Annotated in this window: 26 protein-coding genes, 2 pseudogenes and 1 riboswitch; of the genes and pseudogenes, 10 read left to right on the forward strand and 18 right to left on the reverse strand. The window is 73.5% G+C overall.

What is annotated here, in order from left to right; genetic code table 11:
- Positions 1-33: 33 nt before the first annotated feature.
- Positions 34-176, reverse strand: a riboswitch (cyclic di-AMP (ydaO/yuaA leader).
- 46 nt (positions 177-222) lie between these two features.
- Positions 223-1,743: a diguanylate cyclase gene (locus tag OP18_RS38205; RefSeq protein WP_081971457.1), complete on the reverse strand. Its 1,521-nt coding sequence runs from the start codon at positions 1,741-1,743 to the stop codon at positions 223-225.
- Between the two features lie 195 nt (positions 1,744-1,938).
- Between OP18_RS38205 and OP18_RS55965 the strand changes: the two are divergent.
- Positions 1,939-2,130 (forward strand): annotated as a pseudogene (locus OP18_RS55965) (response regulator); the annotation flags it as partial.
- A gap of 88 nt (positions 2,131-2,218) precedes the next feature.
- Positions 2,219-2,869: a sensor histidine kinase gene (locus OP18_RS38215; protein ID WP_052387950.1), complete on the forward strand. Its 651-nt coding sequence runs from the start codon at positions 2,219-2,221 to the stop codon at positions 2,867-2,869.
- Here the strand turns inward: OP18_RS38215 and OP18_RS38220 are convergent.
- Together OP18_RS38220 and OP18_RS38225 are read right to left on the reverse strand one after the other, a co-directional pair.
- Positions 2,827-3,489, reverse strand: a complete 663-nt coding sequence (locus OP18_RS38220) for a hypothetical protein (protein ID WP_033364033.1) — start codon at positions 3,487-3,489, stop codon at positions 2,827-2,829. The two genes, OP18_RS38215 and OP18_RS38220, sit on opposite strands and share 43 nt — an antisense overlap.
- 120 nt (positions 3,490-3,609) lie before the next feature.
- Positions 3,610-3,960, reverse strand: a complete 351-nt coding sequence (locus OP18_RS38225) for a winged helix-turn-helix transcriptional regulator (protein ID WP_211273801.1) — start codon at positions 3,958-3,960, stop codon at positions 3,610-3,612.
- A gap of 65 nt (positions 3,961-4,025) precedes the next feature.
- Between OP18_RS38225 and OP18_RS53650 the strand changes: the two genes are divergently transcribed.
- Positions 4,026-4,529 carry a hemerythrin domain-containing protein gene (locus OP18_RS53650; RefSeq protein ID WP_052387951.1) on the forward strand — a complete coding sequence of 168 codons (504 nt, stop codon included), beginning with the start codon at positions 4,026-4,028 and terminating at the stop codon, positions 4,527-4,529.
- A 55-nt stretch (positions 4,530-4,584) separates the two neighbouring features.
- Here OP18_RS53650 and OP18_RS38235 read toward each other — a convergent pair whose 3' ends face one another.
- The 4 genes from OP18_RS38235 to OP18_RS38250 form a co-directional block, all read right to left on the reverse strand.
- Positions 4,585-5,829, reverse strand: a complete 1,245-nt coding sequence (locus tag OP18_RS38235; RefSeq protein WP_033364035.1) for an NAD(P)/FAD-dependent oxidoreductase — start codon at positions 5,827-5,829, stop codon at positions 4,585-4,587.
- 40 nt (positions 5,830-5,869) lie between these two features.
- Positions 5,870-7,123 (reverse strand): deoxyguanosinetriphosphate triphosphohydrolase, encoded by a 1,254-nt coding sequence (locus tag OP18_RS38240; protein ID WP_033364036.1) that lies wholly within the window; start codon positions 7,121-7,123, stop codon positions 5,870-5,872.
- Entirely contained in the window at positions 7,120-8,277 is a 1,158-nt protein-coding gene (locus OP18_RS38245) for an AI-2E family transporter (RefSeq protein WP_063745704.1), read from the reverse strand. The genes OP18_RS38240 and OP18_RS38245 overlap by 4 nt, the downstream gene beginning before the upstream one ends.
- 185 nt (positions 8,278-8,462) lie before the next feature.
- Positions 8,463-8,816, reverse strand: coding sequence for a VOC family protein (locus OP18_RS38250; RefSeq protein ID WP_033364037.1), 354 nt, complete (start codon positions 8,814-8,816; stop codon positions 8,463-8,465).
- A gap of 323 nt (positions 8,817-9,139) precedes the next feature.
- Here OP18_RS38250 and OP18_RS38255 point away from each other — a divergent pair, with 323 nt between their 5' ends.
- The 4 genes from OP18_RS38255 (at position 9,140) to OP18_RS38270 (ending at position 11,440) form a co-directional block, all read left to right on the forward strand.
- Positions 9,140-9,493: a hypothetical protein gene (locus OP18_RS38255; RefSeq protein WP_245635666.1), complete on the forward strand. Its 354-nt coding sequence runs from the start codon at positions 9,140-9,142 to the stop codon at positions 9,491-9,493.
- Complete coding sequence (locus OP18_RS38260) at positions 9,490-10,509, forward strand: hypothetical protein (protein ID WP_052387952.1); 1,020 nt, start codon at positions 9,490-9,492, stop codon at positions 10,507-10,509. The genes OP18_RS38255 and OP18_RS38260 overlap by 4 nt, the downstream gene beginning before the upstream one ends.
- A gap of 32 nt (positions 10,510-10,541) precedes the next feature.
- On the forward strand, positions 10,542-10,967 hold the full coding sequence (locus OP18_RS38265) for a roadblock/LC7 domain-containing protein (protein WP_052387953.1): 426 nt from the start codon (positions 10,542-10,544) through the stop codon (positions 10,965-10,967).
- A gap of 101 nt (positions 10,968-11,068) precedes the next feature.
- The gene (locus tag OP18_RS38270) at positions 11,069-11,440 is read left to right on the forward strand and encodes a hypothetical protein (protein ID WP_033364039.1); all 372 of its coding nucleotides are present in this window, start codon (positions 11,069-11,071) and stop codon (positions 11,438-11,440) included.
- Between the two features lie 48 nt (positions 11,441-11,488).
- On the opposite strand, the pseudogene OP18_RS51595 reads toward OP18_RS38270, so the two are convergent.
- A pseudogene (locus OP18_RS51595) lies at positions 11,489-13,705 on the reverse strand (putative PEP-binding protein).
- Positions 13,706-14,032: 327 nt separating this feature from the next.
- Between OP18_RS51595 and dusB the strand changes: the two are divergent.
- Positions 14,033-15,148, forward strand: coding sequence for a tRNA dihydrouridine synthase DusB (gene dusB / locus OP18_RS38280; protein ID WP_033364040.1), 1,116 nt, complete (start codon positions 14,033-14,035; stop codon positions 15,146-15,148).
- A gap of 103 nt (positions 15,149-15,251) precedes the next feature.
- Here dusB and OP18_RS38285 read toward each other — a convergent pair whose 3' ends face one another.
- From OP18_RS38285 to OP18_RS38320, 8 genes are all read right to left on the reverse strand, one after another.
- Positions 15,252-15,587 carry an XRE family transcriptional regulator gene (locus tag OP18_RS38285; protein WP_033364160.1) on the reverse strand — a complete coding sequence of 112 codons (336 nt, stop codon included), beginning with the start codon at positions 15,585-15,587 and terminating at the stop codon, positions 15,252-15,254.
- Positions 15,587-15,964, reverse strand: a complete 378-nt coding sequence (locus tag OP18_RS38290; RefSeq protein ID WP_033364041.1) for a type II toxin-antitoxin system RelE/ParE family toxin — start codon at positions 15,962-15,964, stop codon at positions 15,587-15,589. The genes OP18_RS38285 and OP18_RS38290 overlap by 1 nt, the downstream gene beginning before the upstream one ends.
- Positions 15,965-16,388: 424 nt before the next feature.
- Complete coding sequence (locus tag OP18_RS38295; protein ID WP_033364042.1) at positions 16,389-17,294, reverse strand: NmrA family NAD(P)-binding protein; 906 nt, start codon at positions 17,292-17,294, stop codon at positions 16,389-16,391.
- A gap of 61 nt (positions 17,295-17,355) precedes the next feature.
- Positions 17,356-18,138 carry a metallophosphoesterase family protein gene (locus OP18_RS38300; RefSeq protein ID WP_052387954.1) on the reverse strand — a complete coding sequence of 261 codons (783 nt, stop codon included), beginning with the start codon at positions 18,136-18,138 and terminating at the stop codon, positions 17,356-17,358.
- Positions 18,135-18,932, reverse strand: a complete 798-nt coding sequence (locus OP18_RS38305) for an SAM-dependent methyltransferase (RefSeq protein ID WP_033364043.1) — start codon at positions 18,930-18,932, stop codon at positions 18,135-18,137. Before OP18_RS38305 ends, OP18_RS38300 begins: the two co-directional genes overlap by 4 nt.
- A 71-nt stretch (positions 18,933-19,003) precedes the next feature.
- Positions 19,004-20,041 (reverse strand): CU044_5270 family protein, encoded by a 1,038-nt coding sequence (locus OP18_RS38310; RefSeq protein WP_245635673.1) that lies wholly within the window; start codon positions 20,039-20,041, stop codon positions 19,004-19,006.
- A 5-nt stretch (positions 20,042-20,046) separates the two neighbouring features.
- A complete protein-coding gene (locus tag OP18_RS38315) occupies positions 20,047-20,625 on the reverse strand; it encodes an RNA polymerase sigma factor (protein ID WP_033364045.1) in 579 nt (192 codons plus the stop codon).
- 96 nt (positions 20,626-20,721) lie between these two features.
- Complete coding sequence (locus OP18_RS38320) at positions 20,722-21,726, reverse strand: aldo/keto reductase (RefSeq protein WP_033364046.1); 1,005 nt, start codon at positions 21,724-21,726, stop codon at positions 20,722-20,724.
- 92 nt (positions 21,727-21,818) lie between these two features.
- On the opposite strand from OP18_RS38320, the gene OP18_RS38325 reads away from it, so the two are divergent.
- On the forward strand, positions 21,819-22,649 hold the full coding sequence (locus tag OP18_RS38325; RefSeq protein ID WP_052387956.1) for a zf-HC2 domain-containing protein: 831 nt from the start codon (positions 21,819-21,821) through the stop codon (positions 22,647-22,649).
- Positions 22,650-22,656: 7 nt separating this feature from the next.
- Here OP18_RS38325 and cobF read toward each other — a convergent pair whose 3' ends face one another.
- Positions 22,657-23,412: a precorrin-6A synthase (deacetylating) gene (gene cobF / locus OP18_RS38330; RefSeq protein ID WP_033364048.1), complete on the reverse strand. Its 756-nt coding sequence runs from the start codon at positions 23,410-23,412 to the stop codon at positions 22,657-22,659.
- A 63-nt stretch (positions 23,413-23,475) separates the two neighbouring features.
- Here cobF and OP18_RS59975 point away from each other — a divergent pair, with 63 nt between their 5' ends.
- Entirely contained in the window at positions 23,476-24,561 is a 1,086-nt protein-coding gene (locus OP18_RS59975; protein ID WP_245635667.1) for a methyltransferase domain-containing protein, read from the forward strand.
- Between the two features lie 58 nt (positions 24,562-24,619).
- Here OP18_RS59975 and OP18_RS38340 read toward each other — a convergent pair whose 3' ends face one another.
- Positions 24,620-25,114, reverse strand: coding sequence for a YcxB family protein (locus OP18_RS38340; RefSeq protein ID WP_033364049.1), 495 nt, complete (start codon positions 25,112-25,114; stop codon positions 24,620-24,622).
- Positions 25,115-25,346 lie beyond the last annotated feature (232 nt).

Raw genomic sequence — 25,346 nt, forward strand, 5'->3', positions numbered from 1 at the left:
GCTACGACGGCGAGCGGGCGGCCATCATCGGCAGACTCCTTCCGGTGCCGCCTACCGGGTTAGCTGACGGGTTCGGGCGGGAAGTTTCGCCCTACCGTGGCTCGGCCACGGATACACCCCAGAGGACGACGTGGGTCCCCGGCTCGCGAAGTCTCGCGACTCGACGGCGCCTGCCCGGCAGCGCCGATGCGGCGCAGGTCGACCGGAGCAGACATCCCGACACTACTGGGCGGCTTCCGGGCGGGCCAACCGCAGCACCGGCATACCACCCGGAGCACCCGAACGATCACCGAACGCTGTCACCCGTCTGGTCACCTCGCCGGCGTGGCGGTTGCCCTTGACCAGGTACATCTCCCGATCGGCGGCCCGCAGCGCGGCGCCCGCGTCCTCGATCGTGTCATCGATCACGGCCACGCCGACGCTGACCCGTACCCGCATGATGTGGCCGTCGTGCGGGACCGGCATGGAGATCGACCGTTCGAGCCGGTCGACGAGCGCGCCGAGGTCGGGGACGCTCACGTTGCCGGTCAGGACGACGAACTCGTCGCCGCCGAGCCGCGCGACGGTGTCGGTGGGGCGGACCAGCGACTGCAGGCGGTGCGCGGCGGCGACGAGGACCGCGTCGCCGGCGTCGTGGCCGAGGGTGTCGTTGACCACCTTGAAGTCGTCGAGGTCGCAGAACAGCAGCGCGCTGAGCACGCCCTCGGTGCGGGCGAGCCGGATCGCGGCGGTGAGCGCCTCGGTGAACGCCTCGCGGTTGACCAGGCCGGTCAGCGGGTCCCGGGAGGCCCGGCGGACCAGGTCGGCCTCGGTCGCCTTGCGGCCGGTGATGTCCTGCACCTGCGTGATCGCGAACGAGGGCGAGCCGGCGACCACGGACATGGTGGCGGAGACCCAGATCGTCTCGCCGTCGCCGCGCACGCAGCGGACCTCGTAGTCGCGGATGGATCCGGTGCCGCCGGCGAAGATCTCCCGGCTGTGGTCGAGGTCGTCGGGGTGGATGACGTCGCCGAAGCGCATCGAGACGAGCACGTCGGCGTCCCGGCCGAGCAGCTCGCACATGGCGGGGTTGACCCGCACGATGCGGGCCAGGTCGGCGCCCTCCAGGCCGATCATGCACATGCCGGTGCCGGCGCCGTTGAACGCGAGCCGGAATGCAGCCTCGCTGGCCGCCAGGTGCTGGCGCTCCCGGCGCAGCGCCTCGACCAGGTTGGCATTGTTGATCGCGATGCCGGCCTGCGCGGCGAGCATCTCCAGCAGCTCCCGCTGGAACGCGCCGGGCCGCCTGCCGTCCGCGGGCAGGTCGACGCTGAGCACCCCGACGAGCGAGCCGTCGGGCGCGCGCAGCGGCGCGAACAATGCGTCGAGGGGGTGCCACCGCTCCCCGTCGGGGACGCCGTCGGGAAGGTCGGCGGCGTCGGGGACCCAGGACTGGATGCCGGCGTTGTGCCGCTCGTGCGGCAGGTACAGCAGCTGCCCCCACCGGTCGGCGGCGGCGAGGTGCGCGTCGAACTCGGCCGCCGGGTACCGCGCACCGAGCAGCTCGGCGCGGGCCTCCTCGGAGCCGGCGATGGCGACGGCCTCGTACACGCCGTCGGGGTGCAGGTAGTTGACCACGGCGGCACCGAAGCCGACGCCCTCGACGACGGCCTCCGCGATGCGGTCGAGGGTCTCGGTCACGGTGTCGCCGGTGTTGATCCGCCCCGTGATGGTGTAGACGGAGCGGATCGCGGCCATTGCCATGTCCCGGTCACGATCCACGGCTCGCCTACCCCGCTCCGGCCGACCCTGCACCTCTACATCGACGCATCAGCTCCGATCCTAAGCAAACGTGCGCTGCCGCACGACCAAGAACCGCAACCCTGGCCCCGTCGCGGCGGTGGCTATCCTGCATGCATGTCAGAGCAGGTCAGGCTGCTGATCGCCGATGACCAGGCGATGATCCGGGCCGGCCTGCGGCTGGTCCTGGAGACCGCGGCGGCCGGATCCGTCACCGTCGTCGGGGAGGCGGCCGACGGGGTGGAGGCGGTCGCGGCCGCCCGCCGGCTGCGGCCCGACGTGCTCGTCATGGACATCGCCATGCCGCGGCTGGACGGTCTCGGCGCGGCCCGGCAGCTGCTCGCCGACCCGCGGCCGCCGAAGATCGTGCTGCTCACCATGTTCGACACCGACGAGCACCGGCATCCTGCTGCACCGCCAGACGCAGCGCACGATCCGGATGGCCGAGCGCGCCGCGGTCGCCGCCGCCGAGGAACGCACCCGCATCGCCCGCGAGCTGCACGACGTCATCTCCCACCACGTCAGCCTGATGACGTTGCAGGCCGCCGGGGTACGGCTGCTGCTGGCCGACGACCCCGCCCGCGAGCGGGAGCGCGACCTGCTGCACGGCGTCGAACGGGCCGGCCGCGACACGGTCGAGGAGCTGCGGATGCTGCTCGGCGTGCTGCGCGACGGGCGGGCCCCGGCCGGCCTGGACAGCCTGGAGGACCTGGCCGCGCCGCTGCGGGCGGCGGGGCTCGACGTGCGGGTCGCCACCACGGGCACGCCTCGCCCGCTGCCGCCGGCGCTGGGCCTGGCGGTGTACCGGGTCGTGCAGGAGGCGCTCACCAACACCCTCAAGCACGCGGGGGCGGCGGGCGTCGAGGTCGCGGTCGGCTGGACGGCGCACGCCGTCACCGTCGAGGTGCGCGACGACGGCCGGGCCGGCGCGGCACCCGACCCGGCCGGCGACGGGAACCGGGCGGCCGGGCACGGGCTGGCCGGCATGCGGGAGCGCGTCGCGCAGCACGGCGGCACCCTGCGCACCGGGGCCGGCCCGGGCGGCGGCTACACGGTCGCGGCGACGTTCCCGCTGGGCGCGGGCGCCTGAGCCCAGTCGGCGTCGCTCATCCGCAGCATCCGTACGCCGATGACGCCCGCACCGGCCAGGTACAGCAGGCTCCCGACGACCATGCCGATCGGGTACACCGGCGCGGCGAGCATCCCGGCCACCATCGCGGGCGGCGCCCACCACGGGACCTGCCGGTCGTACGCGAGCGCCAGGCCGAGCAGGAGCACCCCGAGCAGCCCGAGGAACCCGGGCACCTGGAACCCCCACACCGCCCCGCCCGCGCCGAGCGACGCGTCGGCGAGCCGGTCGCCCTCCGCGGTGCCCAGGTCGGCCTCCAGCCGGGCGTAGAAGAAGTCGCCGAGCATGAGCGAGGAGAAGTTGACCACGCCGAGCAGCGCGACCGCGCCGGCGATGTGCCCGAACAGCACCGCCCGCCGCCGGACCAGGTGGATCATCCCGAGGATGCCGGGCACCAGCAGCACCCAGCTCCAGTGCAGCAGCGCGGCGCTCACCGACACCTGCCCGGGGTGCCGGCCGTAGGCGCCGTCGGCGGCGTCCCCGGCGCGCAGGGCAGGGTCGACGACCAGCCCGGCCACGTAGACCAGCGGCGCGGCGACCAGGCAGGCCCCGGCCAGGAGACGTCGAAGCGTGTGTGGCATGACGACCTTTCGGCTCGAACGGATGTGTCGAGCCGGAACCGTAGGCCGGGACCCGCCGCGGCGTCGTCAGCCGCGGCACCGACCGGGGTCAGCGTCGCGGCTGACCCGGCGCGGGCCCGCTCAGCCGACCTCGGGGTGGCGCATCGACCACGCGATGAGCGGCTCGAGCGTGGCGACCAGCTCGGCGGCCGCGGCCGTCGGCGCGTAGAGCACCTGCACCGGGGTGCTCGGGATCACGGACCGCTCGATCAGGCCCCGCTGCTCGAGCTCCTTGAGCCGCTGCGCCAGCACCCGGTCGGAGATGCCGTCGGCGAACGCCCGGTAGTGCCCGAAGCGGCGGGCGCCGCGCAGGCCGGCGAGCAGGATCATGCCGATCCAGCGGCGGCCGACGAACTCCAGCGTCGGCTGGAACGCCCGGCAGGCGGCGTCGCTGGGGGTCCGGTCGAGCGGGGCGGGCACCACGGCAGTCACTTACCAAAGGTTAGTAGCTAACCCCGTGATTGCCCAGCGCGGCGGCGCTGCGGAGGGTGGAGGGCATGACGCAGACACAGGCCGCCCACAACCCGCTCCTCGCGGAGCTGCGCTGGGTGCACGACATGGTCCGCCGCGACCTCGCCACGGTGCGCAGGCTCGCCGCCGACGCCGCGCGGGGCGCGCCGGCACCGGCGATCGAGGAGGGGCTGCGCGGGCTGCGCACCCAGGGCGGGCTCTTCCAGCTGCGGGTCAACTGCCTGCGGTACTGCCGCTTCGTCCACGAGCACCACACGAACGAGGACGTGGCGCTGTTCCCCGCGGTGCGCCGCGCGGCGCCGCAGCTCGCCGCGACCGTCGACCGCCTGGAGGCCGACCACCGCGCCGTCGCCGGCCTGCTCGACGAGATCGAAGCGGCGGCCGGTGACCTCGCCGCGGCGGGCGCCCGCACCCGCCTGGTCGAGGCCCTCGACACGCTGTCGGCGCACCTGCTGGCGCACCTCGCCTTCGAGGAGGAGGCCCTCGCCCCGGTCCTCGCCACCTGGACGGCGTGGCCGTTCCACGGCTGAGCCTCCGCCGGCGGGCAGGGGCTCAGTGTGAGCGCTCGGTGTGAGGGACCGGCGGTCAGCCGAGCAGCTCGCCCAGCGGCGCCTTCGGGTCGGCGAGGCGGTCCAGGTCCACGGTGGTGCCCGCCCAGCCGGCGCGGACCAGGGCCTGGATGTCGTCGGTGACGTCCCAGACGTTGACGTTCATGCCGGCCAGGACCCGGCCGTCCTTGACCCAGAAGGCGACGAACCCGTCCGGCACCGACGTGCCGCCGCGGAACACGACGCGGTCGTAGCCGCCGGGCTCGGCCAGGCCGGAGTACTCCATGCCCAGGTCGTACTGGTCGGAGAAGAAGTACGGCACCCGGTCGTACACGGCCTCACCGAGCAGCGACTTCGCCGCGACCTTGCCGCCGTTGAGGGCGTTGGTCCAGTGCTCGACGCGGACCCGGCGGCGCAGGCCCGGGTGCTCGAGGTTGACCACGTCGCCGGCGGCGTAGATGTCGGGGTCGGAGGTGCGCAGGGCGGCGTCCACGACGATGCCGTTGTCGACCTCGAGGCCCGCGTCGACGGCCAGCTCGGTGTTGGGCTGGATGCCGACGCCGACGACGGCGACGTCCGCGGGCAGCTGCGTGCCGTCGGCGAGCACGACGCCGGTCAGCTTGCCGTCCGTGCCGCGGAACTCGGCGACGGACGCGCCGAAGCGGAACTCGACGCCGTTGGCCCGGTGCAGGTCGGCGAAGATCGTCGCGACCTCGTCGCCGAGGACGCGCTGCAGGGGCAGGCCGGCGACCTCGACGACGGTGACGCTCGCGCCGTGCTTGCGGGCCGCGGCGGCGGTCTCCAGGCCGATCCAGCCGGCCCCGACGACGACCACGTGCGCGGCGGTGCGCAGGTGCGCCAGCAGCGCGTCGGACTCGTCGACGGTGCGCAGGTAGCGCACTCCGGTCAGGTCGGCGCCGGGCACGTCGAGGGTCCGCACCCGCGAGCCGGTGGTGAGCAGCAGCTTGTCGTAGCGCAGCTCGTCGACGCCGTCGAGGGTGACGGTGTGCGCGGCCGGGTCGACGCGGGTGACCCGGGTGGCGAGGCGCAGGTCGACGTCGTGCTCGGAGTACCAGCCCTCGGGGTGGACGAAGGCCTTGCCGCGGGCGTCCTCGTCACCCTGCAGGTAGCCCTTGGACAGCGGGGGCCGCTCGTACGGCCGCTCCGTCTCCTCGCCGATCAGCACGATCCGGCCGGTGAAGCCCTCGGCGCGCAGCGTCTCCGCCGCCTTCGCCCCGGCGAGGCTCGCGCCCACGATCACAAATGTCCGCTCGTCAGCCATAGGTTCCAGCCTTCCCTACCGGTCCGCGATCTGCCACAGGTCAGACACCCGCGGTGGCCGCCGGGTGCAGTCGCTGGTGCCAGGCCGTCGCGGACAGGTCGGTGAGGCTGGCGACCTGGTCGATGACGACCCGCAGCCGGGCCGCGTCGTCGGGGGCGGCCCGCCACATCGGGGCGAAGACCGCGTCGAGGCCGTCGGGGGCGCGGTCGGCGAGCGCCGCGACGAGCTCCGTCAGGATGGTGATCTCCTGCGCGTAGCGCTGTTCCGAGCCCGGGCGGCGCATCACGTACCGCAGCGCCATGCCCTTCAGCAGCGCGCACTGCGCCCGCACGGCCGGCGGGACGAGCAGGTCCGCCGCGTAGCGCCGCACGGGCGCGCCGCCGTGCACGGCCCGGGTCGCGGACACGGCCGCCGCGGCGAACCGGCCGGTGAGCACGCTCGTCACCCGCTTCAGGGCGACCTGCGCGGCGTGGCTGCCGTCGTAGTGGTCCAGCGGCGCCAGGACCGGGTCGGCGAGCAGGTCGAGCAGCACCGCCTCCAGGTCGGCGGCGGACTCGGTGGAGTAGGCGGCGGCGACGTCCCGGCACAGCGCGGCCCGCTCGCCGGCGTCGGCGCGCAGCGCGGCCAGGTGCACGTAGCCGCCGTGGATGCCGTCCTCGACGTCGTGCACGGAGTACGCCACGTCGTCGGCCCAGTCCATGACCTGCGCCTCCAGGCACCGCGCGTCGTCGGCGCGCCCGTCGCGCAGCCAGGCGAAGACGGCGGCGTCGTCGTCGTACACGCCGAACTTGCGGCTGCCGGCGCGGCGCGGCCAGGGGTACTTCGACACGGCGTCCAGCGACGCGCGGGTGAGGTTGAGCCCGGCGGAGGTGCCGTCCTCCGCCAGGACCTTCGCCTCCAGCCGGGTCAGCACCCGCAGGGTCTGCGCGTTGCCCTCGAAGCCGCCGCACGGCTGGGCGACCGCGTCGAGCGCGTCCTCGCCGTTGTGCCCGAACGGCGGGTGGCCGAGGTCGTGGGCGAGCCCGGCGGTGTCCACGACGTCGGGGTCGCAGCCGAGGCGGGCGCCCATCTCCCGGCTGAGCTGCGCCACCTCCAGCGAGTGGGTGAGCCGGGTGCGCAGGAACGCGTCGGCGCCGGCGGTGTGCACCTGGGTCTTGGCGGCCAGGCGGCGGAAACCGGCGGAGTGCAGGACCCGGGCCCGGTCGCGCTGGAACGGGGTGCGGCCGTTGTCGGCGGTGGTCGTGGTGCGGTCCTTCTGCGGCTCGTGCACGAAGCGTTCCGCGTCCGGGTTCACGCTTCGAGCTTAGAGGTCTCGCCCGGCTCCAGATCCCGTGGCGCGGGAAGATCCCGCGCCGCGGGCGGGATCGGCACCGGCGGCTCGGCGGGCGGGTCCCGCTCCGCGGGTGGCTCGTTGAGCGCCTCGACCATCGGGGTCATGAGCACCTTGACCGCCGCCACGACCGGGATCGCCATGAGCGCGCCGACGACGCCGAGGATCGCGCCGCCGACGAGCGCGGCGAGCAGCACCGCGATCGAGGACAGGTCGACGGTGTTGCGCAGCACGCGCGGGGCGATCAGGTAGTTCTCCAGCTGCTGGTACAGCAGGAAGAACACGGCCACGACGACGGCGGTGGGCCACAGGTCGCCGGTCACCAGCGCCACGACGGTGCAGCCGACCGCGCCGACGGTCGCGCCGATGAGCGGGATGAGGTCGGTGACCGCGACGAAGAACGCCAGCGGCAGCGCGAACGGCACGTCCAGCAGGAAGAGGCAGACGAACGACGACACGCCGGCGAACAGCGAGATGATCAGGTTGCCGATCATGTACCCGCCGACCTTGTCGACGACCACGTTGATCGCCTGCGCGGCGCGGGGCCGGCCCTGGCGGGGCACCAGCCGCACGATGCCGCGGCGGACGCGGGGCAGGTCCGCCATGAAGTAGATCGTGAGCACGGTGACCAGCAGGACGTTGAGCAAGGCGCTGAAGATGCCGGTGAGGACGCCGAGCGCGCCGCCACCGACCTTGGCCGGCAGGGTCTTGGCGTACTCGGTGAGCTTCTCCGTCAGCCCGTAGCGGTCGGCCACCTCGCGGTAGGTCTGCGAGCGTTCGGGCAGCTCCTGCAGGTACTGCGGGATGTTGCGCAGCAGGTCGCCGCCCTGGCCGACCAGCGGCGGGACCATCGACCAGACGAACCCGGCGAGCACCAGCAGGGCGAGGACCACGATCACGGCGACCGCGACCGAACGGCGCACCCCGCGGCGGATCAGCAGCCGCACCGCGGGGTCGAGGCTGACCGCGACGAAGACGGCGATGATCACCTGCACGAGGATCTGCCGGACGGTGTACAGCGCGAACGCGCCGGCGGCGACGGTGAGCAGGCCCAGCCCGGCGGCGACGGCCCACCGGTACGCCCGCCCGAAGTCGGTGCCACCCCCCGGACTGGTCATGCCGTCGCCTCCGCTGCGCTCCGGCGCCGTCCTGACCTGAACCCTGCGCCCATGATGACCGGCCCTCCGCTGCGCTCCGGACCGGTCATGCCGTCGCCTCCGCTGCGCTCCGGCGCCGTCCCGACCTGAACCCTGCGCCCATGATGACCGGCCCTCCGCTGCGCTCCGGACCGGTCATGCCGGCGTCATTCGCGGGTCCGCAGGATGCAGAACTCGTTGCCCTCCGGGTCGGCGAGGACGACCCAGGCGGCGTCGTCAGGCTGGCCGACGTCCACGTGGCGGGCGCCCATGTTGACCAGACGCTCCAGCTCGGCGTCCAGGTCGTCGGGGCGCAGGTCGAGGTGGAGGCGGTTCTTGGCGTGCTTGGCGTCGGCGTGGCGCAGGAAGATCAGCCGCGGCTGACCCTCGAGGCCGGAGCCGACCACGACCTCCTGCGGCGACACGCGCTCCACCCGGTGGTCGAGCACCTCCGCCCACCACCGGCCGAGCCGCTCGGGGTCGAGCGCGTCGACGATCAAGGCATCCCACCGGCTCCCCATGCGTACCTCCGTGGTCGGCGTGGGGACTCACCATACGCCGCGTCGTCAGGCGTCGCACCGCGCCGACGCGCGAGGGGACGCCACCCTAGCGCTTCTCCAGCGCCACCGTGCCGTAAACGTGCATTTTGCAAAAACCGCTGACTGATCAGCTTCTTGTTATCACCCGAACGCACGGAGTAGCTGATCAAGAGGCGCGGGGTAATTTGCCCCAAGCGCATCGTTACGGCCGCTCCCCCACGTCTGGCCGTCGTGTGCCACTTCTCCGTGCCCGCCCGCGAACGGGAGACTCAGTGCCTGCGATCGATGACTGCCTGCGGCGTGCCATGACCATTCGCGGTGCCATCGGCGCAAGCCTCATCGACTACACGACGGGGCAGTCCCTGGGCCTGCAGGGCGGCCGGGAGTCGGTGGCGCCGCACGCGGACGCGACCGCGGCGGCGCTGGGCACCGCGAGCGTCGTGCACGCCGCGATGCAGACCGCCGCGTACGCCCCGGCGGTCCCCGGCGACACGGTCGAGGACGTCATCATCAGCACCTCGGCGGCGTACCACCTGATCCGCCCCGTGCGCACCGGCTTCGACTCGCGGCTGGTGCTCTACGTGTGGCTCGACCGCGCCGAGGGCAACCTGGCGATCGCCCGGCGCCGGATCCGCTCGCTCGCCGAAGACCTCGCGTGAACAGCGGCACGCGGCACCCCGGCAAGTCCACCCGGCAGCAACCGAAGTTCGGCAAGGGCGTCACCCCGGCGAAGGCCCTCGAGCAGCTCGCCGCGCTCGGCGCGACCGGCGCGCTGACCGTGCTCGGCGAGCCCGGCGGCGTCATCTTCCTGCGCGACGGGCTGGTCAACGGCGTCGAGTCGCCGGCCGCGCCGAGCGTCGACCGGCTGCTCACCGCCGCCGGCGTGGTCGAGGAGCGGGTGTGGGAGACCATCCCGTCCCGGCCGGCCCGGGCCCTGGTCGAGGGCGGGCACGTCACCGCCGCCCAGATCGAGCTGTGCGCGCTCAACGCCCTGTACGACGCCGCGTTCTTCGTCCTGTCGACCGGGCGGGCCGAGCTGCGCTTCGCCCCGGACATCGAGCACTGGCTCGGCGCCGACTGCACCGTGACGGCGGACCAGGTGTGCGACCACGTCGCCCGGCAACGGCGCATCCTCGACGAGGTGCACCCTTCTGACGTCACAGACACCGCCCCGGTCAGGCCTGTCCTGCGGCCGGGCCTCGACCGTGTGCTGGTGTCGGGGCTGCAGTGGGAGATCGTGCTGCACGCCGACGGCGAGCGGACCCCGCAGGAGCTGGCCGGCCTGCTGGGGCGGTCCGCGTACGCGGTGACCCTCGACGTGCGGCGGCTCGCGGCGGCGGGACTGATCGAGTCGCCGCCCGCGCCGGCGCCCGCCCCGCCCGAGGCCGCCCCGGCCGACGCCGAACCGGCCGACGCCGAACCGGCCGCGGAACACCCGGACCCCGCTCCGGAACCGGACCCGCACCCGGTGGCGGCGAACGGCACCGTACCGGCGACGGAGCTGCTGCCGCAGCGGGTGCCGGGGACGTTCACGTTCGAGGACCCGCCGGCCGACACCCGGCGGCACCTGCCGGCGGGCGTCAGCGCCCTCGCCGTGCTGCCGGGCGCGATCGACAAGGTGCCGGACGACTCGCTGCTCAAACGCATCCGCTCGGCGCTGCAGTCCCTGCGGTGAGACCCGCCGGAGGAAAGGGAGGTAAAACACCGATGACCACCGACACGCAACTGCGCGGCGAACTGCTCGCGGAGCTGCACCGGCTGCGCCGGACCGTGCCGGAGCTCACCGGCTGCCTGGTCGCCAGCACGGACGGGCTGCTCATCGTGGACGACGCCGACATGGTCGTCGCCGAGGGGGTCGCCGCCCTCGCCGCCGCGTGCCTGGGGGTCAGCCAGCGCATCGCCGACAGCGCCGGCCACCAGGACTTCCAGGAGGTGCTGATCAGCAGTACCGGTGGCCACGTCGCCATGTACATGGCCGGCAACGGCGCCGTGCTGGTCCTGCTCGCCGACCACCGGGCGAACGTCGCGCGGCTGCACCACGAGGCGCGCCGGGCGATCACGGTGGTGGCCCGGGTCGTGGCCGCCGCCGCGCTCACCTTCTCCCAGGCGATCCCGGAGCCGGCCCGATGGTAGGCCGCAACGGCGGGGTCCACCGCAGGCCGAGACGAACGAACGACCCTGCCCCGAAACCCAGCAGTGACACTCCCCCCACCCACCAGCTCACGGAGGTAGCCATGGCGGACATGGAAACGGCGCTCAAGGAACTCATGACCATCGACGGCGCGGTCGGCGTCGCGCTGGTGGACTACAACAGCGGGATGGCGCTCGGCGTCCTCGGCGGTTCGAAGGACCTGGACCTCACCGTGGCGGCGGCCGGCAACACCGACGTGGTCCGCGCCAAGATGCGCACCATCGAGATGCTCAACCTCAAGGACGGCATCGAGGACATCCTGATCACGCTGAACAACCAGTACCACCTGATCCGGCCGGTCACGGGCCGCTCCGGCAAGGGCCTGTTCCTCTACCTGGCGCTGCTGCGGTCCCGGGCCAACCTGGCGCTGGCCCGGCACCACCTGTCCCGCATCGAGGAGGACCTGGACGTCTGATCCTCCTGACGGGCGTCCTGTCGGACGGACGCCCGTCAGGGACACCGCCTAACGGGTGTCGGAGGTCGACTGCTCGGCCACGGCCGCGCGGCCGGCCTCCAACCGTGCCACGGGCACGCGGAACGGTGAGCACGACACGTAGTCCAGGCCCACCTCGTGGAAGAAGTGCACCGACTCCGGGTCGCCGCCGTGCTCGCCGCAGACGCCGAAGTGCAGCTCCGGCCGGGCCGCCCGGCCCTCGTCCACCGCGATGCGCACCAGCCGGCCGACGCCGTCCCGGTCGATGGACTCGAACGGCGACACGCCGAAGATGCCCAGCTCCAGGTACCGCCAGAAGAACGCCCCCTCGACGTCGTCGCGGGAGAAACCCCAGCCCATCTGGGTCAGGTCGTTGGTCCCGAACGAGAAGAAGTCGGCGGCCTGGGCGATGTCGCCCGCGGTGAGCGCCGCCCGGGGCACCTCGATCATCGTGCCGATCTTCACGTCCACGTCGTGCTCGCCGATGATCTTCTCCGCCTCCGCGCGGATCGTCTCCAGCTCCTGCACCGCGCCGACGAGCGGCACCATGATCTCCGGCCGCGCGCCGTCGACCTGCGCCGCGGCCTCCACGATCGCCCGTACCTGCATCGCGAACAGCCCGGGGATGACCAGCCCGAGGCGCACCCCGCGCAGGCCCAGCATCGGGTTCTCCTCGTGCATGCGGCGCACCGCGTCCAGCAGGTCCTTGTCGTGGCCCGGGTCCTGCCCGCGCTCCTCGGCGACGGCGACCTTCACCGCGAGGTCCTCCAGCGGCGGCAGGAACTCGTGCAGCGGCGGGTCGATCAGCCGTACGGTCACCGGCAGGTCCCGCATCTGGCGGAACAGCTCGACGAAGTCGTCCCGCTGCAGGGGCAGCAGCTCGGCCAGGGCCGCGTCGCGCTCCTGCGGGGTGCCGGCCAGGATCAGCCGCTCGACCAGGGCGCGGCGCTCGCCGAGGAACATGTGCTCGGTGCGGCACAGCCCGATGCCCTGCGCGCCGAACCGGCGGGCCCGCGCCGCGTCCTCGCCGGTGTCGGCGTTGGTGCGGACCTTCAGCCGCCGGGTGGCGTCGGCGTGGGTGAGGATCCGGTGCACCGCCGACACGAGCGGGTCCGCCGCCGCGTCGAGGGTGCCCTCGAAGTACTGCACGACCGGCGACGGCTGGACGGGCACCGCGCCGAGGTACACCCGGCCGGTGGTGCCGTCGACGGAGATGACATCGCCCTCGGACACCACGTGGCCGTCCACCGTGAACTGCCCCTTGTGGAGGTTCACGTCGAGGTCGTCGGCGCCGCACACGCACGTCTTGCCCATGCCGCGGGCGACCACGGCGGCGTGCGAGGTCTTGCCGCCGCGGCTGGTCAGGATGCCCTGCGCGGCGATCGCGACGCGCCGACACCCCGGGTCAGCTGCTCGGGCTCCTGCGACAGGTCGAACGTCGGGAACATCAGCTGCGCCAGCTGTGCGCCGTTGACCCGCCGCAGCGCCTCGTCCAGGTCGATGACGCCCTCGTCGACGAGGTGCGTGGCGATGACGAACGCGGCCGCCGCGGTCCGCTTGCCGACCCGGGTCTGCAGCATCCACAGCTTGCCGCGCTCGATGGTGAACTCGATGTCGCACAGGTCCGAGCTGCTCGCGCGGGTCCTGCGGGAAGTCGCGGCCCGTGTGCTCGCGGAAGATCTCCTTGTACCGGCCGACGAGGCCCCGCAGCGCGGCCGCGTCGAGCCCCAGGTCGTCCCGGGTGCCCGCGGCGAGCTTCGCGTCGTCGAGCGCGTGCTCGAACTCCTCGCCGGGCACGTCGCACACGGTCTTGCCGAACATCTGGATCAGCCGGCGGTAGGAGTCCCAGGCGAACCGCTCGTCGCCGCCGGCCTGCGCGGCGAGGCCGGCGACGCTGCTGTCGGTGAGCCCGACGTTGAGCACCGTCTCCATCATGCCCGGCATCGAGAACTTGGCCCCCGACCGGACGGACACGAGCAGCGGGTCGCCGCTGTCGCCGAGCCGGCGGCCCATCTTGGCCTCCAGCGTGGCCAGGTGCTCGCCGACCTGCCGGTCCAGGCCACCTGGCAGTTCGCCGGTGCGCAGGTACTCCCGGCACGCGTCGGTGGTGATGGTGAACCCGGGCGGCACCGGCAGGCCGAGGTTGGTCATCTCGGCGAGGTTGGCTCCCTTACCCCCGAGGAGGTCCTTGAGATCCCGGTTTCCCTCTTCGAAGTCATAGACGAACTTTCCCACTGACGCCTCCACTACCCTTACCTGGTGCGGGCTTAGCCATCGTTAGGGTTCCCGTGTGCGGCACACCGTAAAGCGGTGCACTGCCCTTTGGCAGCGCGATATGACAAGTCGCACAAGGAACGGCACAAGTGGCTCGTACGGGTGCATTTGGGAGCGCTCCACCAAGCAACTTCGCGCATCGTTCCGTATCGCGCCCGGTTTGCCGCATTTCCGTTCCCGCACTTCGGGATGCGTGTACCTGCATTCAGTCGATACTTTTCGAGCACCAGCGAGCATCGTTTCTGCGCGCTGTTGATCGCCGCGTCAGCCTTCGCGACGCCGGCATGGCATGCTTTTTGCGTGACCCTGAAGCTCGGCCCCTACGTCGTCGACCCGCCCGTCGTGCTCGCCCCGATGGCCGGGATCACCAACGTGGCGTACCGGCAGCTGTGCCGCGAACAGGGCGCCGGCCTCTACGTCTGCGAGATGATCACCACCCGCGCCCTGGTCGAGCGCAACCCGAAGACCATGAGCATGATCCAGTTCGGCGCCGACGAGAAGCCGCGCAGCCTGCAGCTGTACGGCGTCGACCCCGCCACCATCCGCAAGGCCGTCGAGATGGTGGTCGAGCAGGACCTCGCGGACCACATCGACATGAACTTCGGCTGCTCGGTGCCGAAGGTGACCCGCCGCGGCGGCGGCTCGGCCCTGCCGTGGAAGCGCCGCCTGTTCCGGGACATCGTCACGTCCGCGGTGCAGGGCGCCCAAGGGCTCCCGGTCACCGTCAAGATGCGCATCGGCATCGACGAGGACCACCAGACCATGCTGGACGCCGGCCGCATCGCCCAGGACGCGGGCGTGGCCTGGGTCGCCCTGCACGCCCGCACCGCCGCCCAACGCTACTCAGGGACGGCCTCCTGGGACGCCATCGCCCACCTGAAGTCCACATTGGACATCCCGGTCCTCGGCAACGGCGACATCTGGGAAGCCGAGGACGCCCTGCGCATGATGGCCTCGACCGGCTGCGACGGCGTCGTCATCGGCCGCGGCTGCCTCGGCCGCCCCTGGCTCTTCGCCGACCTCGCCGCCGCCTTCGCCGGCTCCTCCGCCCGCGCCCTGCCCACCCTGGGCGAGGTCGCCACCCTCATGCACCGCCACGCCACGCTGCTGGTCGAGTGGTGGGGCAAGGAGAAGGAAGGCGTGACGGACTTCCGCAAGCACGTCGCCTGGTACCTCAAGGGCTTCCCCGTCGGCGGCGAGCTGCGCGCCGCCATGGCCACCTCGTCGTCGCTGGCCGAGCTCGGCGCCCTCCTCGCCCAGCTCGACCCGTCCGTGCCCTTCCCCCGCGAGATCCTCGGCCAGCCCCGCGGCCGCACCGGCACCCCGGCCAAGGTCGTCCTCCCGCAGAACTGGCTCGACGACCGCGACGACGACACCATCCCCGAGGGCGCCGAGCTCGACGACAGCGGCGGCTGACGGCGGAGGGGTCATGCTCAATACAGCCGTCCGGAAGCCATGACCGGAAGGCCAAGGATCGGACCAAGTCACCTCAACCACGGAGCCGCACGGCGAACAGGTCTCAGCCGAGTACGTACGACTCGTCGCCGAAGTCAGCGATGATCTTCAGCTTTCCACCAAGGGCCTGGACGTAGGCGGCAAGCGTGTCCACCTCGCTGCGCGAGATCTCACCCTTTTCGATCCGGGAGACTCGCGCTTGCGTCACTCCCATCACCTTGGCGATGTCGGTCTGCGTCGCGTGTTGGCGGCGGCGGACCTCGGCCAAGCGGTAGGCACGCGCCTGGGCGATCAACTCTTGCGCGCCCATCCGGATCTCGTCGCGCTCGGCGTCAGTGAAGCCGAGCTCGGCCTTCATGTCATCCCAAGCAATGGCCTGCGGATCCTTGAGGTGGTCCATCACTGCTCACCGTCCTTCTCTTGCAGCCGCCGCAGATGCTCGGCATACGCCGTCTCAGCGATCGGTATCGCCGTCCTGTACCAACCCTGCCAGTTGCCGGCCTTGTCACCGCCGACCAGCAGCACCGCCTGCCGGACCGGATCGAACACGAACAACAACCGCACCTCGCTGGAGCCCGCCGAGCCGGGTCGCGACTCCTTCAGGTTCGCCAGCTTCGAACCCCGCACCGTATCGACCAGCGGTCTGCCCAGCGCGGGTCCCTCCGCCGCGAGCGCATCGACCGCCGCGCTGATCAGCACCAAGGTGCGCCGATCGGAATGTCGCAGATCATGCAGCCACGAGCGCACCGGCTCGACAATCACGATCGTCCACGCCACGTCGCGCCTCCGAACATGCCGCTGACAGCATATGTCACGAGTGTTATGTCGGCCAGATATTACGATCAGTAGCCGCTGGATCGCAAAGTCGGGCAGCTCGGCCCCTGCCCTGGAAGCCGCGACATCGTCACGTCCGCGGCGCTCGGGCGCTCAGGGATGCCGGTCACTGTCAAATATGCGCATCAACTTCGACCACGTGACCATGCTCGATCCGGCCCGCGCCGCCCGGGACGCGGGTGTGCGTAGGTCGCCGTACACTCCCCACCGCTGCCCAACGCTATTCCCGCACTGCATGCTCGGGCAGGCTCGCGCCCCGAAGTCCAGGTTGAACCTTTGTATTCGGCAACGGCGACGTCCGGGGAGAAGCCTCAGCTGACCGTGCTCTTCCCTGGCGAGATCCTCGGCCAGCCGCGAGCTCGTGGGCTCACCGTGGTGTCATGGCCGCCGCGACGAAGTCGCGCACGCTGGTGGGCGGGTGGCCGGTGACGGTCTCGACGTCGTGGGTGAGGCGGTCGTAGCGGCCCTCGCGGTGCAGGCGGGCCATCGTGGCGAGGTGGTCGCGCAGGTGCTCGGGCAGGCCGAGTGGGGCGAGGTCCTCGTCGAGCCACTGGCGCAGGGGCACGTCGACGTACGTGATCGGCCGGCCCAGGGCGGCGGAGAACTCGGCCGCCGTGGCGGTCATGTCCTGCGAGCGGGGGCCGGTGAGCTCGTACACCTTGCCGAGGTGCGGGGCCGGGTCGGTGAGCACCGCGGCGACCACGCCAGCGACGTCGCGGGCCGCGACCGGGGCGGTGCGGCCGGAGCCGAACGGCAGCCGGATCGTGCCGTCGGCGGCGATCGACCCGGCGGCGAACGTCGTGAAGATCGGGTTGTCGAGGAAGATCGTCGGCCGTACGTGCACGACCGGCAGGCCGGACCAGTTCAGGACCTGTTCGCTGAGCCAGTGCAGGCGGTGCTGCTTCGACTCGGTGGTGCTGGTGAGCGTCATCTGCGACACCGTCATCTGTGACATGTTGACCACCACCGCGAGGTCGGCCTGCGACCGGGCGGCGGCTGCGACGGTGACGGTCGCCTGCAGGTACCGCGACGACACGCTCATGCCGAAGTACATGCGGCCGCAGCCGTCCAGGGCGCGCACGACGTCGCCGGCCTCGGTGAGGTCCCCGGCCACGACCTCGGCGCCGGTGGCGCGCAGCGCGTCGGCCCGGTCGTCGTCGTGGTGGACGAGGGCCCGCACCGGCACATCCTGCCGCCGCAGCAGCTCCACGACGGTACGGCCGACCGACCCTACGCCGCCCGCCGCACCGGTCACCAGCACAGGCGCCGCCATGGCCGCAATCCTCGCCCGCGGCGGACACCGCCTGCCCCACCCGGTCCGGGGGACGCGGCGGTCAGTCGGAGAACTCCAGGCCCTCCGCGTGCGCGGTCAGCCCGGCCACCGACGGCGGGCTGGTGAGCAGGTCCGTGATCGTGTCGGCCTTCGGGTCGCCCGCGTCGGCGGTGGCGGCGAGGGCCAGGCGCACGTCGTACCGGCTGCGACGCAACGACACGTCCGGGCCCAGCAGTGCCCAGTAGGCGGTGCCCGGGGCGCCGTCGTGGTAGGGCAGGCCGACGCTGCCCGGGTTGACGCTGCGCAGGCCGCCGACGGTGCGATCGAACTGCAGGTGGGTGTGGCCGCCGACCAGGATCCGCTCGGGGACGCCGGCGCTCAGGGCGGCCATCCGCGCGGCGGGCGTGGCGGGGGTGACGAGCTCGGTGTCCGCACGGGGCGAACCGTGGCAGCAGCGCACCGGACCGAGGCCGGCGACCTCGACGACGACGCCGAAGTGGAAGCCGGCGAGGAACGCGACCGCGTCGACAGGGTGCCGGGCGAGCATCCACGCCTCGCGCGGGGTAGCGGCGGCGCGGTCGCCGGCGGCGAGCTCCAGCACGGCGCGGTCGGCGTTTCCGCGGACGAAGACGGCGCGCGGGCCCAGAGCGCGGACCAGCTCGACGGTGCGGACCGGTTCGGGACCCCAGGTCAGGTCGCCGCAGAAGAGGACAAGGTCGGCGGCGTGGACGTCGGGCTCGGCGAGGACGGCTTCCAGCGCCGGTACGTTGGCGTGCACGTCGGACAGCACGGCGAGCCGTTCGACGGGTTCACCGATGCGCAGGACCGAACCCCGGACGGTCACGGCTTGCGGCCGACGGCGGCGTACATCGCCACGTCCGCCGGGGTGGCCTCCGGGTACGACCCGCGCCAGTCGCAGACCGCCACGATCCCCGGCGGCACCAGGTCCAGGCCGTCGAAGAAGGCGCCGAACTGGGCGGCGGTGCGGGCGTACCCGTCGGTGCGGCCGGCGGCGAACATCGCCCGGTACGCGGCGGCGCCCGCCTCGTCGGTGAAGTCGACGGTCGCGTTCGTGGCGACCAGGTAGCTGCCGGACGGCAGCGCCGACAGCAGGGTCCGCACGACCGGCAGCGCGGCCTCGTCGGTGTGGATGAAGTGCAGGATCGCCACGAGCAGCAGGGCGACGGGGCGGTCCAGGTCGAGGGTGGCGCGCAGCTCGGGGTGGTCCAGGATGGCGGCCGGATCGCGCAGGTCGGCCTCCAGGTAGGCGGTCCTGCCCTCGGGTGTACCGGTGAGCAGTGCCCGCGCGTGGGTGAGCACGATGGGGTCGTTGTCGACGTAGACGACGCGGGACGTGGGGTCGGCGCGCTGCGCGAGCTCGTGGGTGTTGTCCGGGACCGGCAGGCCGGTGCCTATGTCGAGGAACTGGCGCACACCGGCCTCCTCGGCGAGGTACCGCACCGCCCGGCGCAGGAACGCGCGGTTGGCCAGGACGGCCGTGCGCACCGTCGGGAACGCCGCGGCGATCTCGTCGCCGGACGCCCGGTCGGCGGCGAAGTGGTCCTTGCCGCCGAGCCAGTAGTTGTAGCGGCGGGCCGGGTGCGCCACCGACGTGTCGATCCGGTCCTGTGCGGCCACGCCCGACTCCCCTCACCTGGTGACGTTCAGGCTAGTCGATGCGTTGCCGCCACCCGTGCCCGCCGCTGCCGCTACGCGCAGGCCTGCTGTTTCGGGGCGAGCGCCGCCGCCGGCGCGTCCGCCGCCACGGTCACCGACAGCTGCGCGCTCGCCGCGACCTCGGCGCCGCCGGCGGTGACGGTCCGGGAGCCGAGGTACGCGAACGTGACCGGGTCGAAGATCAGGTCACGGCGCGAGCCGTCGCGGGCGTCGCGGTACCCGACGGCGGTGCCGGGGCGGCCGGCGGCGTCCGTCACGTCCCCGACGAGCTGGGCGCCAGGGATGCGCTTGAGCGCCTGGAACACCGCCGCGCGCTGCGCCTGGGGCATCGGCGCGGCGGCCAGCTCCGTGCCGGCCTTCCACAGGTAGGAGTTCTTGTCGGCGCCGCCGCCGGGGAACCTCGCGAAATACGCCAGCATGCCCTGCGCGTCGGTGGGCAGGGTGGCGTTGAACGCGTAGTCCTGCCGGGCCGCGCCGCCCTTCACCGGGCAGAGCACGCGCACCTCGACGGTGCCGCCGGCGGGCGCGTCCGCCGGGACGGGCTCGCCCGGGTAGGGCCGCGGCGCCAGCTGCTCGGTCCGTACCGCGCCCGGCCTGGAGTTGTCCGAGGAGCTCCAGGTGGTGCGCTTCATCCGGTACAGGTAGCGGCCGCCGGCACCGAGCTCCGCCACGTCGGAGACGAGCGACTCGGTGACGACGAACTGCCCCGGCGCCGGGGTGAGCGCGCCGGGCGCCGCCGCGGCGAGGTCGAGCACCTCGGCGACGGAGACCGGCCGCAGCGTCGGCGCGGCGGCGGACGCGGAACCGGGCGCGGAGCCGGGCGCCGTCCTGCCCGTCGTGGTGGTCGGCGCGCCGCCCGGCGTGGTGCCGGTGCTCAGCAGCACCGCGACGGCCACGCCGGCCGCCGCCGTGGCGAGCCCGGCCGCGGCCAGCAGCGGGCGCCGCGACGTGCGACGGCCGGGTGCCGGGCGCTCCTGGCGCAGCATGGTCACGAAGGACCGTTCGGCCTCCGTCAGTGCTGGGCCGGACAGCTCTGGCAGCTCGCCGCGGAACTCGCGGAGTTGTCGCATGTCGTTCACAGGTCCTCCTGGATGGACGTCGGGTCCGCCCCGCCGAGTGCCGCGCGCATCCTGCTTCGAGCCCGGTTCACCCGGGACCGCACCGTTCCCACGGGCACACCGAGTGCGACCGCGATCTCCTCGTACGTGAGGTCGCCCCACGCGACGAGCAGCAGCGCGTCGCGGTACCCGGGACGCAGCCCGGCGAGGGCCGCGGCGAGCCGCCGGTTGACGGCCTCCGCGCCCAGCCGGGCGTCGCTGCCGGCCTCGAACCCCTCCGTCACCGGGTCGACCCCGGTGCGTTCGAGGGCCTTCAGCGCCCGGACCTCGGCGCGGCGCTGCCGGCCGACGAGGTTGGTGGCGATGCCGAACAACCACGGCCGGGCGTCGAGCCGGTCGGGTGCGTAGCGGTGCCGCTGCCGGAACGCCGCGAGGAACACCTCGGCGCACACGTCCTCGGCGACGGACACGCCGAGGCGGCGGGACACGTACCGGTGGATCACCGGCGCGTGCCGGCGGAAGATCAGGGCGAAGAGCTCGGGCTCATCCAGGGACCGCGCGATGATCGCGGCGTCGCCCACCGGTTCGGTGGCCACCGCTGTCCCGTTCGGTCTGGTCATCGGGCATCAGGCCTCTCGGCTGTCGGTCAGTACACCCGGTACTTGCCCGACCGCCGCGGCGCGGTTCCCGGTTCAGTCGGTGGCGGTCGCGGCGGCGCCGAACACCCACGGCGTGGTCTGCTCGATGAAGTCCGTCGGGAAGCCGGCCTTGAACGCCGTCGCCTCCTCCAGCCGCGCGACCAGCTCCGCGGGCAGCTCGACGGCGAGCGCGCCGAGGTTGTCGGTGAGCTGGTCGAGGGAGCGCGCGCCGACGATCGGGTGCACGGCCCGCGACCGGACCCTGGTCCACGCGAGCGCGACCTGCGCCGGGGTCACGCCGAGCTCGTCGGCGACGCCCTGCACCGCCCGGGCCACGGCCAGGTCGTGCTCGGAGATCGACGCCGGGTCGAGCCGCCGGGTCGGTGAGCTGCCACCGGTGTACTTGCCGGAGAGGACCCCGTTGCCGAGCGGGCTCCACGCGGCGACGGTCATCCCGAACGCCTCCGCCATCGGCAGCAGCTCCCGCTCGATGTCGCGGTTGAGCAGGCTGTACGGCACCTGCAGCCCGGCGAACGCGGTCCAGCCGCGCCACTGCGCGAGCGTGTTGGCCCGCGACACCACCCACGCCGGCGCGTCGGAGATGCCGATGTGCAGCACCTTGCCGGAGCGCACCGCGTCGTCGAGGGCCCGCATCGTCTCCTCGACCGGGGTGTGCCGGTCCCAGATGTGCACCCAGTACACGTCGAGGTGGTCGGTGCGCAGCCGGCGCAGGCTCGTCTCCAGCGACAGCCGCAGGTTCTTGCGGTGGTTGCCGCCGCCGTTGGGGTCGGCCGCGTCGCGGGTCACGCTGTACTTCGTGGCCAGCACGAACCGGTCCCGCCGGCCCTGCAGCAGCTCGCCGAGGATCTCCTCGCTGGCGCCGCCGCGGTAGTTGATCGCGGTGTCGAGCACGTTGCCGCCGGCGTCGGCGTACGCGTCGAGGATCCTGGCGCACTCCTGCAGCGGCGCGCCGACACCGCCCTGCTCACCGAATGTCATCGCGCCCAGGAACAGCTCTGACACGCGCAGCCCCGTCTGCCCCAGCGTGCGGTACCGCATCCCGACCCCCGTGATCTCGACCGATGTCCGGCGCAATCGTAGCCACACGGGAACTTCCCCGGCCGCGGCGGCGACTACCCGTCGTGGAGTGCATGCGGTACCGGGAGGCGCTGTCCGCCCGGATGGACGGCGAGGACGAGCCGGTCGCGCCGGCACTGGTCGACGCGCACCTGGCGCAGTGCGCGGCGTGCCGGCAGTGGCAGGAGCGGGCGGTCGCGGCGACGCGGATGGTCCGGCTGTGGCCGCTGCACCATGCGCCGCTGCCGGCCGAACGCCTCCTGGCCGGCTTCTCCCCGGCGACCGAAGCTCCCATCGCGGACGGCGCCGCCCCGGCGGTCTCCGGCGCCGCTTCGGCGGCTTCCCGGGCTGCGGGCGGGCGGGTCGGCAGGGCGTGGCCGGGCCGGGGACGGCTGAGCCGCGCCCGGCTGGTGCTCGGGCTGCGGGTGCTGCTCGGTGGGTTCGGCCTGGCGCAGTTCGTGCTCGGCATCGCCCAGGCGGCGAACGCCGCGACCGCCCACGTGCACCCGGCCGGGCACGTGTTCCACGAGTCGGCCGCGTGGAACGTGGCGATCGGCGCCGGGTTCGCCTGGATCGCGACCCGGCGGGCCACCCCGGCGGGCGCGCTGCCGATGCTGACGGCGTTCGTGGCGCTGCTCGCCCTGTTGTCCGCCAACGACCTGCTGGCCGGGGCGGTGGAGACGGCACGGCTGGTGAGCCACGGGTTCGTCCTGGCCGGGTACGCGATCGTCGTCGCCCTGTCCCGCCCCGCGCTCGACCCCGGCGGCCCGCCCGCCGACCGGCGGCGCCCGCCGCGCCGGTGGGGCCGCCCGCCGGGCCTCGACCTCGATCCCGCCGCCGACCCGCCTCCCCCGGCGCCGCTGCGCCTGATCCAGGGCCACGCGCGGGCGAAGCGGGCCGCCTGACCGCCGTTCAGACCCTGCGCAGCAGGTACGTGTCCATGATCCAGCCCTTGCGGGCGCGGGCGTCGCGGCGCACCGCCTCGATCTCGTCGATGACCTTGCCCAGCCGGCCGGCGATGAGCAGCTCGTCCGGGGTGCCGAGGTACGCGCCCCAGTAGATGTCGACGTCCTCGTCGCGGTACGCGCGGCAGGCCAGGTCCGCGTCGAGCATGACCACGACGTCGTCGCAGCCCTCGGGCCAGCCGGCGGCGAGGCGGCGCCCGGTCGTGATGTGGACCGGCCCCGCGACCCGGTTCAGCATGATCCGGTGCCGGGCGGTGAGCGCCTGCACGCTCGTGATGCCGGGGATCACCTCGTACGTGACCGGGACCGCGCCGCGGGCCGCGATCGTGTCGAGGATGCGGATGGTGCCGTCGTACAGCGCCGGGTCGCCCCAGGCGAGGATGCCGCCGACGCCGTCCTCGCCCAGCTCCGCGAGCAGCGCCTCCTCGATCAGCCGGGCCCGCTCGTCGCGCCAGTCCCGCACGGCGCCCGCGTAGTCGGCGGCGGCCCGGTCCCGGGGGGGGTCGGCGATGACCACCGTCCGGAACGGCCGCCGCGTGGCGAACCGCTCGCAGATCGCCCGGCGCGCCTCGGTCAGGTCCGCGGTGGTGTCCCCCTTGTCCAGGACGAAGAACACGTCGACCGCGTTCATGGCGTTGACCGCCTGCACGGTGACATGCTCCGGGTCACCCGCGCCGATTCCGATGATCAGTACCTTTCGCACCGGCCCATGATGGCAGGCGGGGCGGTGCCGGCGGACCGGCGGACGCTTGCGCATGATGGAGCGATGACACAGGACCGGTGGAGCGAGGTCATGCGCCTGCTCGTCGAGGCGATCCCGTCGGGCGCGGCGGGCGCGGCGGGCGCGGCGGGCGCGGCGGGCGCGGCGGGCGCGTCGGGCGCGGCGATTCCGGCGGGCGTGGCGACGGTGGTGGTGGACGGCACCGATGAGCGGACCGGCCAGGTGGCCGACCGCCTGGCGGCCGCGCTGGACGCCGCCGGCCGTCCCTGCACCCGGCTGCCGTCGCCCACCGGTGACGTGCCCGACACCGGCGCGGTCCTGTCCGGCGGTGCGGTGGTGGTGGCCGACGGGCCGACCGCGCGTGAGCGGCCGCCGGCGGGCGGCTGGGACGTCGTGGTGTGGTTGCGCACGTCGCGCCGGCAGCACGCCGCCGACGGTGCCCGGGGCGACACCGCGGACGTCGTCGTGGACCTGCACGACCCCGAGTGGCCGGTGATCCGCCACGTCGCCCCGCGGCTGCTGCCGCACGAGCGCTGGCACCTGGCCGAGTCCCGCGCGTTCTTCGGCGTCCGCGCCGACACCTGGGACGCGAAGTTCGGCGACGACCTTCCCGCGTACGCCGCCGCCGTCGAGGCCGCCGCCCTCCCACCCGGCGGCGTGGTCGTCGACGTCGGCTGCGGCACCGGCCGCGCCCTGCCCGCCCTGCGTGCCGCCGTCGGGCCCACCGGCACGGTGATCGGGCTGGACCACACGCCGCAGATGCTCGCCAAGGCCCGCGAGAAGGGCAACGGCGGTCTCGTCCTCGCCGACGCGGGCCGGCTGCCGTTCGCCGACGGCAGCGTCGACGCGGTGTTCGCCGCCGGCCTCGTCATGCACCTGCCGGACCCCGCCGACGGCCTGCGCGAGCTCGCCCGGGTCACCCGCCCCGGCGGCCGGCTCGTGCTCTTCCACCCCACCGGCCGCGCCACGCTCGCCGCCCGCCACGGCCGGGTCCTGCGCGCCGACGAGCCCCTCGCCGAGGGCCCGCTGACCGCGACGACCGCCGCTTCGGGCTGGCGGCTCACCACGTACGACGACGGCGCCGACCGCTTCCTCGCGCTCGCCGACCGCACCGCCCACCCGGCCCTCTGACCCCGCCGCGGCGGCCCGCCGCGGTGACACGGCTGGACGGTGACGTGGCCGGGCGGCCTCAGATGCCCAGGGCCGACTGGCGCCCGGCGGGCAGCAGCCCCCGCCCCACCAGGAACGCCCGCACCTCGGCGGCGTCGGCGGCCGGCAGCTGCTTCCACGGCACGGCGAGGGGGTTGATCCCGGCCACCGTCAGCACCCAGAACTCGGGCGTCTCCCGCACCGCCTGGACCGACTCCCAGCGGTACCCGACGTTCAGGCTCCTGGTGTGCGCCTGCACGTCGGCGTCGGTCAGCTCGTACGTGACCGTCTCCCCGAGCATCCCGGTCCTCGCCTGCGCGGCGGCCCGCGACACCAGCCACGGGAAGCACAGCAGCCCCGCCCCCAGCGCCACCGGCGCGGCCCCGGACGGGATGTGGTTGACGGACATCACCACGCCGACCCCGGCGACGACCGCCCCGAGGATGTACAGCCGCAACAGCTTCCCACCCATCGTGGTGCGGATGGCTCGACGGGCACGCGCCGGGTCCGGCTCGACCGTGAAGCTGATGTGCATCGCTCTCCCCCATCGACGCGCACACCGTACACCTCGCCGCCGCTTCCCACGGGGCACGGTCGACGCCCACGACCTATGGCCCTCGGCCCGGCGAAACCACCGCAACGCACGGCAACGCGAGACCACGCACGGCAACGCAAGGCAACGCGAGACAACGCACGGCAACGCGAGACCGCGCACGGCAACCGGGTGCGGCCCGCGGCCCTGGGCGCAGCCGACGCCCCGCGTGCGA

The organism is Dactylosporangium aurantiacum (genome assembly GCF_000716715.1).
Classification (GTDB): Bacteria; Actinomycetota; Actinomycetes; order Mycobacteriales; family Micromonosporaceae; genus Dactylosporangium; species Dactylosporangium aurantiacum.

What these genes read in the sequence shown, in the direction of transcription:
- OP18_RS38245 (WP_063745704.1), bottom strand. Translation starts at nt 8,277, where the DNA reads ATGACCAGTCCGGGGGGTGGCACCGACTTCGGGCGGGCGTACCGGTGG.
- OP18_RS38295 (WP_033364042.1), bottom strand. Translation starts at nt 17,294, where the DNA reads ATGGCGGCGCCTGTGCTGGTGACCGGTGCGGCGGGCGGCGTAGGGTCG.
- OP18_RS38205 (WP_081971457.1), bottom strand. Translation starts at nt 1,743, where the DNA reads ATGGCAATGGCCGCGATCCGCTCCGTCTACACCATCACGGGGCGGATC.
- OP18_RS38340 (WP_033364049.1), bottom strand. Translation starts at nt 25,114, where the DNA reads ATGCACATCAGCTTCACGGTCGAGCCGGACCCGGCGCGTGCCCGTCGA.
- OP18_RS38320 (WP_033364046.1), bottom strand. Translation starts at nt 21,726, where the DNA reads ATGCGGTACCGCACGCTGGGGCAGACGGGGCTGCGCGTGTCAGAGCTG.
- OP18_RS53650 (WP_052387951.1), top strand. Translation starts at nt 4,026, where the DNA reads ATGACGCAGACACAGGCCGCCCACAACCCGCTCCTCGCGGAGCTGCGC.
- OP18_RS38235 (WP_033364035.1), bottom strand. Translation starts at nt 5,829, where the DNA reads ATGGCTGACGAGCGGACATTTGTGATCGTGGGCGCGAGCCTCGCCGGG.
- OP18_RS59975 (WP_245635667.1), top strand. Translation starts at nt 23,476, where the DNA reads ATGACACAGGACCGGTGGAGCGAGGTCATGCGCCTGCTCGTCGAGGCG.
- OP18_RS38220 (WP_033364033.1), bottom strand. Translation starts at nt 3,489, where the DNA reads ATGCCACACACGCTTCGACGTCTCCTGGCCGGGGCCTGCCTGGTCGCC.
- OP18_RS38310 (WP_245635673.1), bottom strand. Translation starts at nt 20,041, where the DNA reads ATGCGACAACTCCGCGAGTTCCGCGGCGAGCTGCCAGAGCTGTCCGGC.
- OP18_RS38270 (WP_033364039.1), top strand. Translation starts at nt 11,069, where the DNA reads ATGGCGGACATGGAAACGGCGCTCAAGGAACTCATGACCATCGACGGC.
- OP18_RS38255 (WP_245635666.1), top strand. Translation starts at nt 9,140, where the DNA reads ATGACCATTCGCGGTGCCATCGGCGCAAGCCTCATCGACTACACGACG.
- OP18_RS38250 (WP_033364037.1), bottom strand. Translation starts at nt 8,816, where the DNA reads ATGGGGAGCCGGTGGGATGCCTTGATCGTCGACGCGCTCGACCCCGAG.
- OP18_RS38285 (WP_033364160.1), bottom strand. Translation starts at nt 15,587, where the DNA reads ATGGACCACCTCAAGGATCCGCAGGCCATTGCTTGGGATGACATGAAG.
- OP18_RS38265 (WP_052387953.1), top strand. Translation starts at nt 10,542, where the DNA reads ATGACCACCGACACGCAACTGCGCGGCGAACTGCTCGCGGAGCTGCAC.
- OP18_RS38325 (WP_052387956.1), top strand. Translation starts at nt 21,819, where the DNA reads ATGCGGTACCGGGAGGCGCTGTCCGCCCGGATGGACGGCGAGGACGAG.
- OP18_RS38215 (WP_052387950.1), top strand. Translation starts at nt 2,219, where the DNA reads ATGGCCGAGCGCGCCGCGGTCGCCGCCGCCGAGGAACGCACCCGCATC.